Genomic DNA, 19,993 nt, shown 5'->3' with positions numbered 1-19,993 from the left:
GTTGCGAAAATTTTATTTTTGCCACCATCCCATTATTAAGGATAAATCCTACTACAAATACAATACCAAAAAAAACAGATTTAATCAAGTCGCGCCGTGTAAAAAAATGTTAATTATTTCGGGTTATCTAGAGGCTTTGCTTCCCCAACATTAACACTTTTTACAATATACCAAAAAATCTTAAACCTATGGAACCACCAGTCGATCGCATCCGCCTCTCCCAAACAGGCAAAGACCAACTATCAAAACTGAAACGATCGACCAAAATCGATCAGTGGAATATTTTATGCAGGTGGGGATTTTGCCGATCGCTCGCCGAGCCCAGCATCCCATCGCCAGTACCAATTCCCAGCGACAGCAACGTCGAATTAAGCTGGGATGTCTTCGGCGGCGACATGGCCGATATCTTGATAATGGCCCTGAAGCAGCGGTGTCACCAAGACAATTTAGGCACAGAAAAAGAAACTCTAGCGAAACAGTTTCGCCTGCACTTGCACCGAGGTATTGGTTATTTGGCCGGCGATCCGAATATTAAGAAAATCGAAGACTTGGTGGCGATCGCTTTATCGCCTGAAAAATTAAGAAATTAACTGACTGTTGACTGTTGGCGCTTCACTCGTGTTATTGGTTATATCAATTCCGGTTGGATCGGAATGATTTAACCGCAGAGTACGCAGAGAACACAGAGGAAGAGAAGAGAGAGAGGAATAATTTCCATGCTAAGGGATTTGATATTATTACAGACTCAAACAAATAACCAATAAGAAGTAACAAATAACTTATTACTTCAGTAAAAGGGGGAAAAAATGACCTACTGGCCCTTGGCCTTCCCCAATATCCAAAGCATATTTGAGAGCAGTAGTCACATAATCCTTAGCCAATCTCACCGCTGTAAACAAATCTTTACCCAAAGCTAAATTAGCGGCGATCGCAGCACTCAAAGTACAACCAGTCCCGTGAGTATTCCCAGTATCAACATTTTCAGTCTTCAACACATCCAACCGCGTACCGTCAAACCAAACATCAATCCCCCGCAAATCTCCCGCCATCCCGCCGCCTTTCACCAAAACAGCCTTAGCCCCCAAACTGTGAATTCTTTCTGCAGCCGATCGCATATCATCCACAGAAACAATCTGCAAACCGCTTAAAATCTGAGCCTCAAACCGATTCGGAGTCACGACAGCAGCCATTGGAATCAAAACATCCCGCAAAAATGCGATCGCCCCCTCGTCAATCAATCGATCGCCCGATCGCGAAACCATCACCGGATCGACAACCAAATTCCCGATTCCCAAAGCCTCAACCTGTGAAGCCACCGCCGCCATAATTTCCCGGTTCAGCAGCATCCCAGTCTTCACAGCATCCACCCCAATATCCCCAACCACCGCCTCAATTTGAGCCGCCACAGCCTCCGCAGACAAAGCATCCACCCGCATCACCCCCAAAGTATTTTGAGCCGTCACGCAAGTCAAAGCACTCGTACCGTGGACGCAGTGAAACGCAAAAGTCCGCAAATCCGCCTGAATCCCGGCCCCACCGCCACTGTCAGATCCAGCCACAGTCAAAGCCACAGGAATCCTCGATTTAACCATCTTCTTTCAACCGCCGATAAACGCCAACTTTCCCCACACACATCCCAATCATATCTGTGGCACGGGCGTCCCGCCTGTGCTTCCCTGTGGCACGGGCGTCCCGCCTGTGCTTCCGTGGCACGGGCGTCCCGCCTGTGCTTCCCTGTGGCACGGGCGTCCCGCCTGTGCTTCCCTGTGGCACGGGCGTCCCGCCTGTGCTTCCCTGTGGCACGGGCGTCCCGCCTGTGCTTCCCTGTGGCACGGGCGTCCCGCCTGTGCTTCCCAAGGGGTTAAAATGCCCAAACAAAATTAGCTATGATTAAAACAAATGTAAAGAATTATTGCAAACAACTGTGAAAATCACCCGAATCGACCTCAACTCTTGGATCTTCCACATCGCAGCCCAAACCATCCTCGTCGATCCCTGGCTAGTCGATCCCCTCGTATTTTACGGTCAACCCTGGCTGTTCACCGCCTACCACAACACCCCCGTCGCCTTCACTCCCAGCACCTTACCGCCGATCGACCTCATCCTGATTTCCCAAGGATTAGACGACCACTGTCACAGACCAACACTCGAAAAGCTCGATCGGACAATTCCCGCGATCGCCTCACCCACCGCCGCCAAAGTCCTCAGCCGTTTAGGCTACACCAATATCACATCTTTAGCAAATTGGCAAGAATTTAATTATCAAGAAAAGTTACAAATTACCGCCGTACCCGGAGCCGAAATCCAGCCCGGACAGGAAGAAAACGGCTATTTGCTCAAAGATTTAAGCAGCGGCGAGACACTTTATTACGAACCGCACCTGCCACCATTAGAAAAAGTCAAACAGAAAATAGACACAGTAGACGTAGCCATCGCCCCAGTCATCGGTCAAATTTTCCCCTTCCTCGGACAAGTCATCATCGGCCCTTCGGAAGCCCTCAGTCTCGCCCAAACACTGAAACCTCGGTTTTTCCTGCCTACAGCGGCGGGAGACATCCGAACCACAGGCATTTTACCAATGTTAGTGCGATCGGTCGGCAGCATCCCCGAATTTCGCGATTTACTAGCAAAATCGGGACTCTCCACCCAACTCCTCGAACCCGAACCAGGTCAAACCCTGGAAATTTTAGATTTTAGATTTTAGATTTTAGATTTTTTCGATTTTAGATTTTAGATGCTCGATATTTTCGATTTTTTAGATGGGAGATTGGAGATGCAATGCCAAATCCCCAATCTAAAATCTCAAATCCCAAAATCCCCCATCTAAAATCTAAAATCTAAAATCATCTTGGCGGGCGACGGTTGCGTAAAAACTCAGGAATATCCAATCCCAAATCCTGCGGCGGTTTCGCTTTCGGATCGGGCGTCTGTTGAGCAGGAGTCACCGGCACAGTTGCAGCCCGCCAAGGAGCATTAACATTTTGCGTCCGCCCCGGAGTCGGAGGCGACGGAACTTCTCCCGAAAAACCAGTAGCGATCACAGTAATCTTAATTTCGCCCTGAAGCCGCTCGTCAATCACCGCTCCAAAAATAATATTGGCATTCGGATCGACAACCTCGTAAATCGTCTCAGCAGCCGCATTCACCTCGTGCAGCGTCATGTCAGTACCGCCAGTGATGTTAAACACCACACCTCTAGCGCCCTCAATAGACGAAGCTTCCAGCAGAGGCGAAGAAATAGCCTGCATCGCAGCCTCCCTAGCCCGCGACTTGCCAGAACCCACGCCGATGCCCATCAAAGCCGAACCCGCATCCGCCATTACTGCCCGCACGTCAGCAAAGTCAACGTTCACCAAACCGGGAATAGTAATAATGTCAGAAATACCCTGAACCCCTTGGCGCAGGATATCGTCAGCAACTCGGAAAGCCTCTTGTACCGGCATTTGTTCGGAAATCACAGACAGCAGCTTGTCGTTAGGAATTACGATCAGCGTATCCACCCGAGTTTGCAAAGCCGCAATCCCTTCCTCAGCTTGGCTGGTGCGCCGCCGTCCCTCAAACGTAAAAGGCCGCGTCACTATGCCCACAGTCAAAGCGCCCATTTCCTTAGCCACCTCAGCCACGATCGGAGCCGCGCCCGTGCCCGTACCGCCGCCCATGCCGGCCGTGATAAACACCAAATCCGCATGATTCAGAGCATTAGCCACCTCGTCGCGAGATTCCTCCGCAGCCTTTTGGCCGATCGCCGGATTGCCCCCCGCGCCCAAACCGCGCGTCAACTTCTGTCCGACTTGCAAGCGTTTCGGAGCATTTGAGAGAACCAGAGCTTGGGAATCTGTATTCACGCACCAAAACTCGACACCAGAAACCTCGCTAGCAATCATCCGGTTAACGGCGTTGCCCCCACCACCGCCGACGCCAATTACTTTGATTTTGGCGGCACTGCTGGGCATTATGTCTTTGGGATTGACCATAGGATCGATATCAATACTATCTACATTTACATAACCAGACTTGCGTCTAAAGGGATTGGCGGAATCTGCTGCCACCGGAAAATTTTTTACTTCTTCCGAAGGGGGACTGTCTTGGTCAGACCCGTGTCTATTATTAAGCTTCATTACAGTTGGGGGTAGTAGATTACAGCTTGGTGACATCCTCCATACACCGATTTGGAGTACCAAATGAGCGTGTAGGCTTCCCAAATTCACAGATGGGCATTCCTGCTTCATTGGTCGTATCTAGACCGAAGTCCCCGATAACGATACCTCCACAGGCAACTTGACTGCGAGTCCCGCAGCGGCAAGACCCCTTTGTTCTACTACCATTGCAGCAGCAACATCGCGGTCTGTTGTGTATCCACACTCATGACAAGCACGAATGCGATCGGACAGCTTTTTCTTTCCTGTATGAGTGGAACACTGAGGACAAGTTTGGCTAGTGCCATTCGGGTCAACTTTAGCAAAGTACACGCCACGTTTCCAGCAAACCCAAGATAGGATATCGAGGAATCCGCCCCAACTAGCATCAAGACAGTGTTTTGCTAGCATCCCGCGACTCATCATTTTGAGATTCAACTCCTCAGTAAAAATCATTCCAACTCCCAAATCGCATAAAGCATGAGCTGTTTTGAAATGAAACTCTTTACGGAGATCGTGAATGCGCTCGTGCAGAAGGCGGACTTTGTGTTGGATCTTGCGGTAGTTAGCAGAACCCTTAGTTTTGTTTCTCAGCTTGCGTTGCAGCCATTTAAGCTTGTTTTCCAAGTCTACAAAGAAACGCGGTCTTGAGAGTAACTTACCGTTAGATACAGCCAAGAATTTCTCCAATCCCAGATCGATGCCAATAGACAAACCCTGAGGCATGAGATCGGGAACAGAGACATCACACTGCAAAATCAATTGAGTGTACCATCCTGATGCTTTGTTGATTACCCTCACCTGTTTAATGACAAACCCATCTGGGATGGGGCGGTGCAAATTAATTGGCACTGCTCCAATCTTAGGCAGCTTTATTTGTACTCCTATCAATGGATAGTCTTTGAACTGAGGGAAAGTAAACGACCGATACGAACCTAACTTTTTGAATCTAGGAAACCCAAAACCACGTTCTTTCATAAACTTGAAAGCCCGATCGAGTCGCTTCAAGGCATCTTGTAAAACTTGCGATTGAACCTCTTGGAGTTCGGGATTTACTTTTTTCGCTCTTGTCAGGGCCTTCTGTTGTTTGTAATAGTCAGGATAGGCTGCGTCAGATGGAATGATGTACTCAGAATCAATACTGCAAGCGTCGATCGCACACTTACGCGATGCTATCGAGTCTTTTCGCTCTCGCAAAGCGTAATTATAAACTTTGCGACAAATCTCCATCCAAGCAAGCATTTTGGCTTCTTGACTGGCATCTGGATAAATTCGGTATGTGTACGTCAAACAGAGCATTGTGCAACCTCCCATCGAATTCTAACAGAATTTACAATTTTCTTAGAATACTGGAGAAATTGTGATATATTTAACCGCCTTATTCCCTCACTTGCTTGTAGTAAATATCGATCGCAGGGCGTTTCGTTTATAACTACCTTATATCCCCCCACCGATAGGGAGTACCAAATTAGTTTGGGGGACGAGGGCGCGAAATTGTTAACTAAACGCCAATTCACGATCAACTATAGGCTATGTTGCGCGAAAAACTAACACCGATCGATGCTCAATGTTAGCAATCTCGGATTTTGCAGGCTTTGCAAAGCTCAGACCTCGATTGACCCCAATCCGGGCGCTTGTACGCTGCGTCAGAAGGAAAAAAAGTTGATACTAGCCTCCCGCATCGGGATAGAAAGAAAAATCAGATTTTTTTTCCCGACTCGATATCAAAAAAGTGTCCTTATTTGCAGCCCTGCCTATCGATTCCGACCCGCAAAAATTCTGCCTGTCGATCGATCCCTTGTACCTTCTGTTGGCAGAGGATCAATTCTGGGCGCGAGTGGAACTCTCCAAACTGGGGGGCAGTTCTGGCAAATGGACCATCGGCGAAGCAGGATTTTTCAAGTCAATGTAGGCTATTTTGCTTGAATCTAGCTGTTTTGGCAATTGTCGCATTCGGTCTAAAACCTTAAGTTGCTCCGCAGTCTTGGAACTGTAAGGCCCTAAGTGTACGGTACCGATCTCTGTTTTCAAGATCAAATTGTTCGGGTCTTGCCAATTAATCTCAAATACTTTCACCGTCAAGCCGCTGAGTCCTTGGTAAAACTTCGGCCAATAGGCGCGATACTGTTCCAAAGGCCCGATGACTTTTAAAGTGGGCAAAGAACGCTGAGGCTGCGTTCCCGGAATGCTGCCGGGCCCGATCGAACTATTCTGCGATCGTACAGCAGTATAACTATCCGACGGCATCCAACCTCCGCGAGCGTCCAGCCACCCCACTTTTTCCTTGTCACTGTTCGATCTCAACACCGCAGTCGGCTGCGCCACCGCCACCGGCAGGCGTTCTGCCACTTCTACAGTCAAACTCGGCGGAAACAAGTTACGAGTCACCTTCGCTTTGGCGATCGGCCCCGTTGACTCCAGCTTTTCGGCCAGGGCCTGCGGTTGAATCCCCCACAGCGACTGCGGGTAAGACAGCGGCACCAAAGACCGCACCGCCTTATCCGACAGCCACTGATTGCCCTCCACCTTCACTTGTTCCGATCGGGCAATCAACCAAGCCGGCTGAGCAATCCACCACAGCAAACCTCCAGCCATTGCACTCGCTGCCAGCATTTGCCACACAACAGCCGCCAATCGAGCGCGCCTCTGCTGGCGCAACTTTTGGCGCCTGCGCCCTAACTCTGTTTGAGAAACCGCTCCAAAACTAGCCATCTACGTCTTGAGAATATAGTAATTAAGGATTTGCACAACTTCAAAACTGTTTAATCTCTCTCTCTGGAACCCTGTTTTCCCCTACCATTTAACCAGATCCTCGCAAATTTACCCAGCCGCCTGCCAATATCAGTAATATCACTGATGCCGTTAAGTAATAAAAAATTATTAATTAAAAATTCCAAATTCCAGCGCCGGGAAAACCCCTTACCAGATCAAGGTTCTTTGGGTATTTAGGGCATTACCCCACAGGGCAAAAGGTTACAAATCAAACTAAACTCAACTAAAGAAAGTTTAGACTTTCGATTAACTTTTTTAACTTTTATTCGGCTTCCATTGTGATCGCACTCGAATTAGACAGATTCTATAAAGCCTGCAACCCCAGCAAGACCCTTGTTGCGGGAGACCCAGGAGATTATCAATACTACATTGATTTTGGTTCCGTGCGTGGCGGCAAAATCATTGAATCTTTACAGCGAACCATTACTCGCATCTCGCCTGACCAGCCAACCTGTCAGCTATTTACAGGACATATCGGGTGTGGCAAATCTACCGAATTGTTTCGACTGAAAGCTGAGTTAGAGCAAGAGGGTTTTTGCGTCGTCTACTTTGAGTCTTCCCAAGACTTAGACATGGGAGATGTAGACATCAGCGATATTTTGCTGAGCATTGCCCGCCAAGTCAGCGAAACTATGGAATCGACTAAAATCAAACTCAGACCGAGCTATTTTACCAATCTGTTTGCAGAAGTGGCAGAATTTTTGCAGACTCCCATAGATTTGTCAGCGGAAGCGGAGTTATCTATAGGCATTGCTAAAGTTACGGCTAAAACTAAAGACTCTCCCAAACTGCGATCGCAACTCAGGCAATATCTCGAACCCCGCACCAACAGCATCTTGCAGTCCATCAACGAAGAACTCCTCAACAAAGCTAACGCCGAACTCAAGCAGCAAGGAAAAAAAGGACTCGCAGTCATCGTTGACAACCTCGATCGCCTCGACGCCTCCCTCAAACCCAGCGGACGCACCCAGCCAGAATACTTGTTTTTAGACCGCGGCGAACAGTTGAAAAAACTCAATTGCCACGTCGTCTACACGATTCCCCTGACTTTGATTTTTTCCAACGACTTCGGCCGCCTCGCCAGTCGATTTGGAGTCAAGCCCAAGGTGATGCCGATGGTACCCGTGCAAATGCGATCGGGCGACGACCACATGGAAGGAATGGCACTGCTGCGGCAGCTAGTATTAGCTAGAGCTTTCCCCGCAGTTGCTCCCCATCAACGCATCGATTTGATTTCCCAGGTGTTTGACTCTCCCGAAACTTTAGACCGGCTTTGTCGGATTAGTGGCGGTCACGTTCGCAATCTACTGATGCTTTTGTATAGCTGTTTGCAGCACGAAGACCCTCCCTTCTCTCGCGAATGCCTCGAAAGCGTCATTCAAGAATATCGAGATGACCTTTTGGGAGCCATCAATGACCTGGAATGGGAATTGCTGTTTCAAGTCGTCAACCGACAAAGTGTAACCGGCGAAGAAGAGTCTCAAATCTTGTTGCGAAGTATGTTTGTCTTTGAATACCGCGATCAAGAAGGTCGTTGGTTTGGGATTAATCCAGCCCTAGCAGAGACCAGAAAATATAAGGAGTGGCTGCAGCGCACAGAAGCAAAATAGTTGGGATTTTTGAGATAGCTTCGCGACTCCAAGAACCCTTAACCACGAGGGACTTATAAAGTATTTAACTGAAAATTCATCGCTCAAAACTCCGAAATCTTACCATTCAATACAGAAATCAGTCAGCGGTTTTTGCCACTGGCTGATTTCTGTTGAATGCTGGCTATAGGCGGTGAATGTTATTGCCGCGTAAAACTTGGCCGCCACTAAGGACTTTGCCCACTCTCAACTCTCATATCTGCAATGTCAGACCCCCTACGTCTGTTTTTACCTGTTGTTCTTAATTTCAACTAATCCCATCCCGGAGGACATTTTGTTTGGCGGCTGTGTTAAATGCCTGCTACAGATATATCGGAGTTGTTTACTAATAGCTAGTCGTCGGTACGATCGTAAACTTAGCGGTTGCCTATTTACTATCTGTAGTCCTTTATATATAGCTGAATCAAAAAATCTAAGGTAACCTTAAATTTTTATTGGGAAGTCTAGCATTCTCTGAGATTGAGAGGTATGATATCTTTACATTGGACCTAATAACTATGTAAGTATTGATAGGACAAGTACGAAAAACTACGTATTTATACAGAGATAAAGCGTCAGACAGAGACGGCTATCTCTAAGTAGATACGCTTTCAGTCACGATTGGCGAGCGTTAGGTAATTGATTAATGCAAAAGAGGTGCACGCATGACCGATCTAATTAAGGTACAAGAAACTGCCAACTACAACGAGCGCTCGCTCAAAACTCTGGTCAGATCCATCACAATGTCTCAACACCAATTCTCGCTAATTTTGGTGCGCTGCAACTACGAGCAGTTGCGGCAGAAAATAGCGCGGCGGCTGCGAGAAGTGTCCCCAGTTCCAATTCAAGATATCGTCTTGCCACCTTCAGTTAAAACCCTTTACACTACTCTGCAGGCAAGCAGTTTCCAGGAGGGGTACTCGCCTGTCGGTGCCGCCTCAGCTTTGATGGTATTCGGTTTAGAAACAGTAGTAGCGATCGACGAACTGATGGCTTCTACCAATCAAGTGCGAGACGAATTTCGCAAAAATTTTTCCTGCCCAGTGATTTTGTGGGTAACAGATGACATCGTGACCAAAATGATTCGTCTGGCCCCGGATTTCAAAAGTTGGGCCGCCGCCACAATTAAATTTGAAATGGGCGTTGACGAATTAATTAATTTCCTCGCTAAGCGGGCCGATACTATATTTAAAATAGGCGAACTCAATCAAGAACTCGCCAGCAGCAACGTCAGCACCATCGCTAATTGTGAGACCTGCGAAACCCCGTGCGAAAAACGCGACCTGGAGCGCGAAATCAGCCCTGGAGAACGCTTTCTAACTTTTAACTCAGGGCCCCAAAACCGACGACAATCAGATGTCCACTCGTATTCGCCATTGAGTCCGGGCAATACCTTCGATTTGGCGATCGGCTCTTTGCCGCGCCGAGAACTAGAATTAGCTTTAAGAGATTTACAAAATCGCGGTGAAGAATTAGAACCCGCCCTCAAAGCCAGCCTGCAATTCGTTCTGGGTCGAGATTACTATGTGAGCGACCAAACCGAAACTGCCTTAATTCACTACCAAGAAAGTTTAGCATTTTGGCAGCAGAAAACGGGCAACTGGGAACTGGCAAACTTAGAACTTTCCGAAAACCCAGAAACCTTCTCCTCCTTGTCGAAGCCTGTCCCCAAAATTTTATTCTTAGAGAGAGAAGGCATAGTGCTGTTTCACATAGCCCTGTGTCACCGCTTGCAAGCAGCCAGAAACCCGGTAGCCAACCGCCAGCACTGGGAAGAAGCTTGGATTAGCCTGGAACAATCTAGAAACGCTTTCTCCCTTGCCTCACGCCCGGAATTGGTAGCTGAGGTGACAGCACACCTCGGAGAAGTGCTGCAGCGCCTGAAAGCTTGGGGAGAGTTGCAAGCATTAGCTGAAAATTCTTTGCAGTTGCACTTCACTTACGGTACTCCCAGCCAACTAGCTCAAGATTACGGCTTTTTGGCTGAAGTTGCCCTGCAACAGTCGAGGTGGAGCCAAGCCCGCCAGCTAGCCGAGTTGGCTTTGGCGATTTTGGATCAAACGCCTAATGATTTGAGATTGCTGATTGAAGATTTGAGATTGGGGTTTGAGGGAAATTATCCAGAATTTCTGGGCCCTAACGAGTCAAGTAACGAACCCAAATCTCAAATCCAACATCCCAAATCCGACAGGAGTTCGTATCTTTTACTTTTAGCCCGAAGTTTGCGGCAGCTAGCCCAGTGGGAAGCGGCGGTTCATTCTTTGGAGTTGGCTCAATCTCAAAGCGAGCCGAAGTACGACCCCCGACTTTACATCGATATTTTGACGGAATTGCAAGCGGTTTATTTCGAGCAGGGAGAGTATCTTAAAGCGTTTCGGATTAAAAAAACCCAGCGTTCGATCGAATATCAATACGGATTTAGAGCTTTTATCGGAGCCAGCCAATTGCAGCAGCAGCGCCAAGCCGTCAATCCTTCGGGGCCCTCAGCTCAAAACCAAGCCGCGATCGCAGCGTCCATGACAGCTTACTCGCGCCAAACAGATATCAATAACTTGCTAGAAAGAATTAGCAGGGACGACCATAAATTAACTATTATTCACGGGCCCAGCGGAGTCGGGAAAAGTTCTCTAGTCAATGCCGGCTTAGTACCAGCTTTGAAAAATATTACTCCGGGCGCGCGGGATACATTGCCCGTAGTAGTCAAAGTTTACACCGACTGGCTGGTGGAGTTAGAAAATGCTTTGAACAGCGCCCTGTACGACAAACAAGCCGAAGAGGAAAGTAAATTACTCTCGAAAGGACTACAGGAAATCCACAAAAAAAGTTGCTCGGTTATTCGTGAGCGCAGCTCGGAAGTCTCTTCTTTTATCATAGATCAGTTGCGCGAAAATGCCACAAATAATTTGTTGACAGTGCTGATTTTCGATCAATTTGAAGAGTTTTTCTTTGTTTCGACTTCAGTGGCACAAAGACAACTTTTTTATAATTTTTTGCGTGTATTTTTAAACTTGCCTTATGTCAAGATAATTCTCTGCTTGCGCGAAGATTATTTGCACTACTTACTAGATTGCGACCGCTTCCCTAATCTTGACGCTATTAACAATAATATTCTCGACAAAAGTATCCGCTACCAACTGCGGAGTTTTTCTATCAAAGACGCGCGGGCTGTCATCAGACACTTAACAGAACGGGCGGAATTTTATTTAGAGCCGGCACTGATCGATGCCTTTGTAGAAGATTTAGCAGACGAACTGCAAGAAGTGCGGCCGATCGAATTGCAGGTAGTAGGAGCGCAACTGCAAGAAGAAGGGATTACCAGTCTAGCACAATACCAGCAATTGGGGGACAATCCCAAAGCAGAATTAGTGAAACGATCGCTCGAAAGAGTCATCTCTGACTGCGGGCCCGTTAACGAAGACGCAGCTTGGAAAATCTTGTTTTCCCTGACCGATGAAAGAGGCGTTCGCCTGATAAAAACCAAACACGAACTCTCGTTAGTTACAGGTCAGCAGCCAGCCGATGCTGGGGAAACCGAATTATCGGCGATCGGCAGCACCGGCAGAATTTCCCTACAGCGACAGTTCGCAAAAGACCCTGAAAGCCGACCCAAGAAAAACGACAACCTCGACTTAATTTTAGACATTTTAGTTGGTCACGGTTTGCTATTTCTGCTACGGGAAGCGCCCGAAGACCGCTATCAATTGGTACACGACTATTTAGTGCGGCCGATCCGCCAAAGATTCGGCTTAGAAGCCAGACTGCACAAAGCAGAAGCGGACAAAAAGATGAGTCAAGCACAGCTCTACCGAGCCAATACTTTTCTCAAACAACTGCTGGGATTAGCAGTGATCGGCGTCATGCTGCTAACCAGTTCCACCATCGCCGCCGTAAATTTTTGGTGGCGGGCTGTGGGTCAAAAACAGCTAGCTGTCGCTCAAACTCAGCGAGCCGAAATCAGTACCCTGACAGCCGCTTCTGAAGCACTTTATTTCTCAAACAACAAATTTGACGCCATGATGGAAAGTTTGAGAGCTGGTAAAAAGTGGAAACACATCGAACACTCCCAACAAATGTATACTCTCAAAGACACCGAAATTCTGATTTCTGCCGCCCTCCAGCAGGCAGTTTATGGAGTCAAAGAACGCAACCGCTTGGAAGGACACGGCGATGTAGTTTGGGGTCTTAGCTTCAGTCCCGACGGCGAAACAATAGCTTCCTCCAGTGTAGATAAAACCGTCAAACTTTGGCGGCGCGACGGCAGTTTGCTGGCAACTTTCAAAGACCACACTAACAGTGTCTCCTGTGTGGCGTTCAGTCCGGACAACAAAACCATAGCCTCGGCAAGTTTAGATAAAACTGTCAAGCTTTGGCAAACAGACGGCAGTTTGCTGGTAACTTTCAAAGGGCATACTAATAGCGTTACCAGCGTTGCTTTTAGCCCTGACGGTCAAACGATCGCCAGTGGATCTACAGACAAAACTATCAAACTTTGGAAAACCGACGGCACGCTGCTGCGAACGATCGAACAATTTGCTCCCGTAAATTGGCTCAGCTTCAGCCGCGACGGCAAAATAATCGCTGTGGCGAGCGATGACGGTACTGTGAAACTGTGGAGTTCCGACGGTAAGTTAATCGCTAATTTATGGCACAGCGACAACAGACAACCCTCGAAAATTTACACCGTCAGTTTCTCCCCCGATGGTGAAACGATCGCCAGTGCGGGTGAAGATAAAACGGTGAAAATCTGGAGCATCGCTGCACTAAAACACCCACAAACAGAAAATTCAACACCAGCAAAAAAAGCTGAACTGCTAACAACTTTGCGGGGACACAGCAAGTGGGTATTTGGTGTCAGTTTCTCCCCCGACGGTCAAACACTTGCTTCTGGAAGTGCAGACGGGACTGTCAAACTCTGGAATCTTGCTGGTGTTGGCGACAAACGCCCAACCGATGCTAGCAACATTAAATCAGAGAGTCGCTTACTGAGAACTTTTGAGGGACACGCCGATCGAGTTACTCAGGTGAGTTTTAGCCCCGAAGGCAAAACCTTGGCTTCGGCAAGTTTTGACAAAACTATCAGGCTGTGGCGACTCGATGACGTGCCGCTCAAAACCCTCGACGGACACCAAAACCGGGTGCAAGGCGTTACTTTTAGCCCCGACGGCCAAAGGCTGGCTTCTGCTTCTACGGACAAAACTATCAAACTCTGGAGCCGCACGGGAGTTTTGCTGGAAACCTTGGAAGGACACACTGAGAGAGTCGCCAGCGTCAGTTTCAGCCCCGACGGCAAGCTACTTGCTTCTGGGAGTTACGACAAAACGGTGAAAGTCTGGAGTTTGACAGAAGATGGCATGAATAATATTCTCCCTTGTCCTTCGGCTCCGCTATTCCCGTGTTCGCCTTCTGTGCTGTTCACTCTCGACGGCCACGCCGACAGCGTGATGAGCGTGAGTTTTAGCCCCGACAGCGAGATTCTCGCTTCGGCGAGCAAGGATAAGACTGTGAAACTCTGGACGAGAAACGGCAGGCTGATTAAGACTTTGACGGGACACACAGGCTGGGTGACTGGGGTGACTTTCAGTCCCGACGGCTCGATGCTGGCTTCTGCAAGCGATGATGGTACTCTCAAACTCTGGAATCGGGACGGTCGTTTGCTGAGAACTTTTGAAGGAGCTCACAACAGTTTTGTGTTGGGGGTTGCTTTTAGCCCTGACGGCAAAATGCTGGCTTCGGCTGGTTACGACAATTCGGTGAAATTGTGGAAGGTGGACGGGACTTTGGTGGCGACGCTGCTGAAGGGTTCTAGCGACAGCGTGACTAGCGTTGCTTTTAGCCCGGACGGTTTGTTGGTTGCTTCGGGCAGTTACGATCATAAGGTGAAGCTTTGGAGTCGCAGCGGGACTTTGCTGAAAACTTTGACGGGTCACAAGGATAGCGTGATGAGCGTGAGTTTTAGCCCGGATGGGAAGGTTCTGGCTTCTGCCGGCCGGGATAATCGGGTGATTTTGTGGAATTTGGATCTTGACGATTTGCTGGTGAGGGGCTGCGACTGGGTGGGGGATTATCTGAGAACTAATCCTAATGTGAGCGATCGCGATCGGCGTCTCTGTGAGGGGGTGGCGGCAAAACCTCAGTTTTAGTCATTTGATTGTTGACGGTTGACTGTTACAAATTAAGGATTCAAGTTATGGATGCAGAAGAATTGATCGGACGGTATGCTGCGGGAGAAAGAGACTTTGCAGGCCTTGACCTAAGTGGAATTCTTTTGGGTAGACGTTACGCTGACGGGTTAATCAAACGATATCAAACTGAAGAAAACACCAGAATTGGAGGAGTCAACCTGCGCTGCATAGACCTGAGTGACGCTAATCTTGAAGGGGCTAACCTAGAAGCCGTTGATTTTATGGGAGCTAATTTTAGTTCAGCCAACTTGGCTGGAGCTATATTGCAAGTTGCGAGACTCAATGAAGCTAACCTGAGCGGAGCTAATATGAGAAAAGTTGTACTTTGCGGGGATCGCTTGCATCAAACTAACTTAAATAAAGCTGTTCTAGAGTGGGCTAACTTAGGCGATGCTAGACTAAAGGGAGCCGTTCTACAAAGGCCAAAGCTTAGAGGTGCTGATGTATCCACTGGTGAGTGTATTGATGTTGACTTCAGCCGGGCTGATATGAGGGAAGCTATCTCCAGCTTTTGTCCTCCCAAAGAAAGATGCAATTTTAGCAAAGTTAACTGGAATCGAGGGTGTATTCAACAATGTATGTTCATCGATTGCAATTTTACCAAGGCTAGCTTTAGCAAAGGTGGGGCGATAGAATCGAGCTTTATTCGGTGTAATTTTACGGATGCTAAATTGGAGAGAGTGAAAATTTTTGATGCCGATACGACAGGTTCTATTTTTTAGATGGTTAGAGTGATAGAGGGTCAATAAATGTTGAATTTGACCATCCGGCTGACTTGGGGAATAAATCTCTCAACCACTCGTTGGTGGCAAGCGCTCAAAAATTGTATTCTTAATCCGTTCTTTGCCTAAAGACTCTGGCAGGTTAGACAAGAATTGGTATTGGGGAGATATATCTGGCAAATCTCCATTGAGCAAGTTTCCCAAGTTGTGGCTCGATTGTTTTTGATACCCACTTCTTGCGTCGTTACCCAAATAGATACCATAGTGAGCATACTGAGGGAGTTCGGTGTTTTTGTCTTTGGTCATAACTACTTTCCACAGACCGACTGGGAATTGGATGAGGGGATCTAAGTTTGAATTCTGCGAGTTCCCCGTATAAGGACGCTGGCTGGGATTGTCATAGTACCCATATCCCCCGGCAAACATATAGGTTTCTAGACCGCTTGAGTTAGGCGAATTAATTACACCTCTGATTTGGCCTTCAATAGTCTCCCAAATTCCTTGATTGTTACTGCTCTCTTGAGGAACTAAGTTCGTCGTTAAGAAAGTGGCATACAGATCCTTAGCTGTCCTGTTTCTATCAGCAACCGGAGCCAGGTGCCCCCGATCTATTCCGAGGATAGGAATGTAGTTCCCGTTGCCATCAATTTCAAAATCTACGTATCCATCGGCATACCGATCGCCTTTTCGGTTGTCTACTACTTGACCATCTTTATCTCTGGGGGGGTGACAAAGAGGCCTAGGAGATAGACCGAATCAGGGTTGCAGCCCGCATACCTTGTTGATAAAAGCGACGTTTATTTGGAGTTAACTTTATTAACTGTTCCACCACATCAGAATATTGTTCGAGATAATTAACCCACTTTTCTCCATCTAAGCCAATACCAAATGTACTCCGTCTTCGATATCTTTTTTTAGGTTCTTGACGCCGACATACATATTTTTCTACCTGCTTTTTCCGAAGAGACGTGCCTTCAAATATTGCGGAACTGTAGGCGAGTGTCATGAGCAGAATTATGTTAATTAGGGCTTGCTGAATAAGTCCAAAAAACTCAAAAAAGTTCCATCGCGCTATTGCTAGCCTACGCTCAACTTAAGTTTTTCTTTTAGTTGTAATACCAGGATATAACTTTTGATAATCGTTGCCTTCTTTCCAGTTGTTATTAATAAAAATTGACACACAAAAAGCCACAATAACCGCAATAACCCAGCCACAAGGTTCATAACTAAAAAAGCAATTGCAATCGTTGTTTGGGATGTATTATCGAGTTTAGCCATCACTCGATCGAGATTAAATCTTCTTTTTGCTTGACCAAATTTTCCTTCTATAGCTTGACGAGCTTTCTCATCTTCTTGAGCTTGCTTTTTTGTTGCTTTACTCACATGGGCTGGTCGTCTTCCCAAGGGCGGACCACTCATCCTAATTCCTCTTTCTTTACACCATGCTCTATTCGATAGAGTGCGATAAATTTGGTCAACGTGAACTGATTCTGGGTAATGTCCTGTGAATTCTTTAAATGCTTCTACTTGGGCTATTAAGTCTCCTGATTCATTGAAGTTATCCCAACTAATTCGATCTAAAAATATATACCCGTCACAACTGCTCGCTGAGATTTTGGCTCCAAACTCTGTGGCTTTTCCTGCTTTTCCTCTAACTATGGGACGAACATGGGGTTGGGTTAAACTTACTATTCTATCGTCAATTCTATTTGTTTTGTGTTGGTACATCCAGGATTGTTGGCGGTAAACTTCCTGACAGACTAGCAGCAGTTTATATTGTCGCTTACTCAAGTTCTCCAAAAGAGAGCCTAACTCGATTAATTTCTCAATATGAGCTAGGTTTCTTTTGATATATTGCAGTTGCTTTTTAATGGCTGTTCTTTTTTTGCTCTGCGTCGGTCGGCGCTGCTTGGCAATCGCTAGGTAATCTTTACGAGCTTTTTTGCGGTAGGTTCTGGGTTTTTTCAGGCATTGGTCTTTGATTGACTCGTAGAGGATATCTACGATTTTTTCGGTTTGCATTCTTGTTCGATTGAGAATTCCTATGTCAGTTGGATAGGTGATATCTGCGCTAGCACAACTTGCATCTAATAATAATTTTCCCTGATTTTCACTCTCATTTAGTTCTGCTGGTTTTTTTTGCTTGATTCAGGTTGAGGTGTCGGGGATTCTCGGAGATTCTTCACCATCTTTTGGTTCACTTTATTGACGAGATTGACGCTGATTCTTTGTCGAAAATGAACCAATAGGGAGGCATCAAATGGAATCTCATTGCTATAGAATGAGAGACCGATAAAGTATTGTAGATAAGGGTTTTCTCGAATTTGTTCTACAGTTTCGCGATCGCTAGTTCCCAATTTCTCTTTGATGATTAATGCCCCCAATGCTATCCTAAATGATTTAGCGGGTGCCCCTATAGATGAGGCAAAATTTTCAGCATATTCTGCTTCAAATTCTGACCACGGTATCAATTGGGCCATCATTACCCAACGGTTGTCTGAGGCTAATTTTCCTCCATGAGGAAATTCAAAGCTTTCTGGTGGGGTGCCGTCTGGGTCAACTTTTCGGTACACAACTGTTAACGGTGGTGCAAGGGTTCTGTACTATTTTACCTGTATTTGTTGCACTCACCACCCACGCTCGGGCGATCGCAGCCCTCATGTGGTGAACCTTTCAGCACTTATTCAGCAAGCCCTAATTAGTCGATTTTCTTTTAAGCTAGTTCCTTCCAGATCGTAGCCGACTGTTTTACAATCTCTAAACATTTCTTCAATGCCCATCCGTTGCTTGTAAGCATCGATAGCTGCCGATAATGAACCTAAATCTGTGAGAATAAACCATGCTTCATCAACCTTCCATGCTCCATAGTTTCTTTTCCACGCTACTTGCAACATCAAATCCAGTGGCAGGCCGAGTTTTCCTAACTCTTTTACCTTGAAAATATAAAGAGGTTCCCGGCACTATTCCTAATTCATCTAACCGCTGCCAAACTAAATGTTCTATTTCAATACAATGATTCCTCTTTATTCTTAAGCAAAAAGACACACCCTTTTCCTTCAGCCAGTTTCCTAAATCTACCGAACAAAATTCACGATCTCCTAAAACGATGACTTTATATTCTGAAAACAATGGTAAAACTTGCTGTAGATTTGTCGTTTGTGACTCGAAGTTGCTGCTACCCAATTTTGGTAACAATGACCAGTATAATGGAATTGCTCTTCGCTCCCAGATTAAGCTAACCATGAACAAATTAATACAGCCCCATTGACTGCGATCGATTGATCTTGATAAGCGAGTACCAACACGGCAATAAGTGGTCAACCAATAAGTAATTAATGGGAACCAAATTAATTCGATTGTTAAGTGAGGTAAATCTAAAAATCTTTGTAATTTACGTCGCCGACTTTCGGCTGTAATTAGACAGGGAAATACTCGGGAGAGCCGCTCTAATCTCACTTGTTTTTCTGATTGCATCAAGGATAGCAAAATTGTCATCACCAAAAACTGAGATGGCGTCAGGTGTTTTTGTCTAGGAGTCTGGTAGAATCTTGGTATCATTATTTTTTTGGATAGGCAAGCGTGTAACAACTCTGCTGCCTATCTTTTTTTACCACAAGTTGGCTCAATCCTTACTAACTATGGGTTTGGGGCGGGTCGTCACCCCCCCAGTCTTTATCTTTGAGATAAAGCGCATCATAGTCACTATCTTTTACCGAATACCAGCCAGTTTTAACTAATTCCGTGTCTTGGGCAAAGCCAAAGAACAGCGGTATTTTAATATCTCCCAACCACGTTTTATCTAATTTCCAACAACCCAATTAATGGTGTTTTTGCTGCGGTTATAAGAAAGGGTGTATTGAGGCTTTTTAATCAAAAAGTTATTTTCAAACTGAAGATCGTTTCTGGCTTCAGTAGGATTCCCCCACTTGAGAACTTCACTCTTGAAGAATGCGTTGTCTATATACACAGGCTCCTCACCTTGCAATTCCAACGTGAGTTTGGCAGCTTTACCTCTCAGGCTGGGAGGTACATCAATATGGAAAGTTTCAAAGCCAGATGAGCCGTAACCAATGGTATCCTTGTCATAGCCGTAATTGCCAGGTATATTAACCTCATATGTTTGGCGACTCCCATCTGGCTCTCGCTCTCTCAAGCTAGTTCTTGTGGCTTTCTCCATTGTGGGTTCAGATTCTTCTAGCGAAATTTCTCCTATTTTTACATTTTCCGGCGAACCTACTTCTTCCAGATACACCTTGAGTCTTCCACCTTTGTTCAAAGATGACTCTGGAACGTGAATATCTAAACGCAATACTCCCCAATCCGGTACGACAAAGCGATTGTGCGTAATGCTCTCGCCCGCACCTAATTTTAGAGCATAATTGGGTTGATAATTTTGAGCTTGAGAGTTAATACCTAATAAGCTCAAGTAATTGGAAAAATTGGGATATTGTTGAGCTATCTGACTCCACTCTACGAGGTTGTTAATAGGTGACACCAACTTTGATGTGGCACTATTGTGGAAAGACCACCCAGGAATTTCCTGAGAGATAGTA

General features: G+C 46.5%; 15 protein-coding genes. 5 read left to right on the top strand and 10 right to left on the bottom strand.

Translation table 11 applies throughout. From position 1 onward, the window contains the following. The first annotated feature begins 188 nt into the window (after positions 1-188). Positions 189-590, top strand: a complete 402-nt coding sequence (gene dndE / locus OSC7112_RS27955; RefSeq protein WP_015179042.1) for a DNA sulfur modification protein DndE — start codon at positions 189-191, stop codon at positions 588-590. Between the two features lie 192 nt (positions 591-782). On the opposite strand, the gene thiD is transcribed toward dndE, so the two are convergent. Both thiD and OSC7112_RS38705 read right to left on the bottom strand, forming a co-directional pair. Further along, complete coding sequence (thiD, locus tag OSC7112_RS27950; RefSeq protein ID WP_015179041.1) at positions 783-1,592, bottom strand: bifunctional hydroxymethylpyrimidine kinase/phosphomethylpyrimidine kinase; 810 nt, start codon at positions 1,590-1,592, stop codon at positions 783-785. Beyond that, positions 1,585-1,878, bottom strand: a complete 294-nt coding sequence (locus OSC7112_RS38705) for a hypothetical protein (protein WP_190274284.1) — start codon at positions 1,876-1,878, stop codon at positions 1,585-1,587. Before OSC7112_RS38705 ends, thiD begins: the two co-directional genes overlap by 8 nt. Positions 1,879-1,924: 46 nt before the next feature. On the opposite strand from OSC7112_RS38705, the gene OSC7112_RS27945 reads away from it, so the two are divergent. Continuing rightward, entirely contained in the window at positions 1,925-2,704 is a 780-nt protein-coding gene (locus OSC7112_RS27945) for an MBL fold metallo-hydrolase (RefSeq protein WP_015179040.1), read from the top strand. Positions 2,705-2,843: 139 nt separating this feature from the next. On the opposite strand, the gene ftsZ is transcribed toward OSC7112_RS27945, so the two are convergent. The 3 genes from ftsZ to OSC7112_RS27930 all read right to left on the bottom strand — a co-directional run bounded on the left by ftsZ (position 2,844) and on the right by OSC7112_RS27930 (position 6,848). After that, positions 2,844-4,118 carry a cell division protein FtsZ gene (gene ftsZ, locus OSC7112_RS27940; RefSeq protein ID WP_041622775.1) on the bottom strand — a complete coding sequence of 425 codons (1,275 nt, stop codon included), beginning with the start codon at positions 4,116-4,118 and terminating at the stop codon, positions 2,844-2,846. Positions 4,119-4,238: 120 nt separating this feature from the next. Continuing rightward, positions 4,239-5,435, bottom strand: a complete 1,197-nt coding sequence (locus OSC7112_RS27935) for an RNA-guided endonuclease InsQ/TnpB family protein (protein ID WP_015179038.1) — start codon at positions 5,433-5,435, stop codon at positions 4,239-4,241. Positions 5,436-5,957: 522 nt separating this feature from the next. Further along, positions 5,958-6,848 (bottom strand): cell division protein FtsQ/DivIB, encoded by an 891-nt coding sequence (locus tag OSC7112_RS27930; protein ID WP_015179037.1) that lies wholly within the window; start codon positions 6,846-6,848, stop codon positions 5,958-5,960. Between the two features lie 338 nt (positions 6,849-7,186). On the opposite strand from OSC7112_RS27930, the gene OSC7112_RS27925 reads away from it, so the two are divergent. The 3 genes from OSC7112_RS27925 (at position 7,187) to OSC7112_RS34815 (ending at position 15,440) form a co-directional block, all read left to right on the top strand. Further along, a complete protein-coding gene (locus tag OSC7112_RS27925) occupies positions 7,187-8,518 on the top strand; it encodes a P-loop NTPase fold protein (RefSeq protein WP_015179036.1) in 1,332 nt (443 codons plus the stop codon). 683 nt (positions 8,519-9,201) lie between these two features. Further along, on the top strand, positions 9,202-14,676 hold the full coding sequence (locus OSC7112_RS27920) for a WD40 domain-containing protein (protein WP_015179035.1): 5,475 nt from the start codon (positions 9,202-9,204) through the stop codon (positions 14,674-14,676). Between the two features lie 47 nt (positions 14,677-14,723). After that, entirely contained in the window at positions 14,724-15,440 is a 717-nt protein-coding gene (locus OSC7112_RS34815) for a pentapeptide repeat-containing protein (protein WP_015179034.1), read from the top strand. A gap of 69 nt (positions 15,441-15,509) precedes the next feature. Here OSC7112_RS34815 and OSC7112_RS37370 read toward each other — a convergent pair whose 3' ends face one another. The 5 genes from OSC7112_RS37370 to OSC7112_RS40270 form a co-directional block, all read right to left on the bottom strand. Beyond that, complete coding sequence (locus OSC7112_RS37370; protein ID WP_339374335.1) at positions 15,510-16,061, bottom strand: DNA/RNA non-specific endonuclease; 552 nt, start codon at positions 16,059-16,061, stop codon at positions 15,510-15,512. A 118-nt stretch (positions 16,062-16,179) separates the two neighbouring features. Next, entirely contained in the window at positions 16,180-16,446 is a 267-nt protein-coding gene (locus OSC7112_RS27905) for a hypothetical protein (RefSeq protein ID WP_041622773.1), read from the bottom strand. Positions 16,447-16,517: 71 nt separating this feature from the next. Beyond that, a protein-coding gene (locus OSC7112_RS37365) for an IS5 family transposase (protein ID WP_150111533.1) occupies positions 16,518-18,013 on the bottom strand; the annotation gives its coding sequence in 2 pieces (ribosomal slippage) (positions 16,518-17,581 and positions 17,581-18,013; 1,497 coding nt in all). Positions 18,014-18,287: 274 nt separating this feature from the next. After that, complete coding sequence (locus tag OSC7112_RS27890) at positions 18,288-18,935, bottom strand: hypothetical protein (protein ID WP_051041564.1); 648 nt, start codon at positions 18,933-18,935, stop codon at positions 18,288-18,290. 137 nt (positions 18,936-19,072) lie between these two features. Then, on the bottom strand, positions 19,073-19,258 hold the full coding sequence (locus tag OSC7112_RS40270) for a hypothetical protein (RefSeq protein ID WP_041622770.1): 186 nt from the start codon (positions 19,256-19,258) through the stop codon (positions 19,073-19,075). Positions 19,259-19,993: the final 735 nt, after the last annotated feature.

Source organism: Oscillatoria nigro-viridis PCC 7112 (genome assembly GCF_000317475.1).
GTDB lineage: Bacteria > Cyanobacteriota > Cyanobacteriia > Cyanobacteriales > Microcoleaceae > Microcoleus > Microcoleus nigroviridis.
The sequence above is the reverse complement of the archived record's forward strand: the minus strand, read 5'-3'. Positions and strand labels throughout refer to the sequence as shown.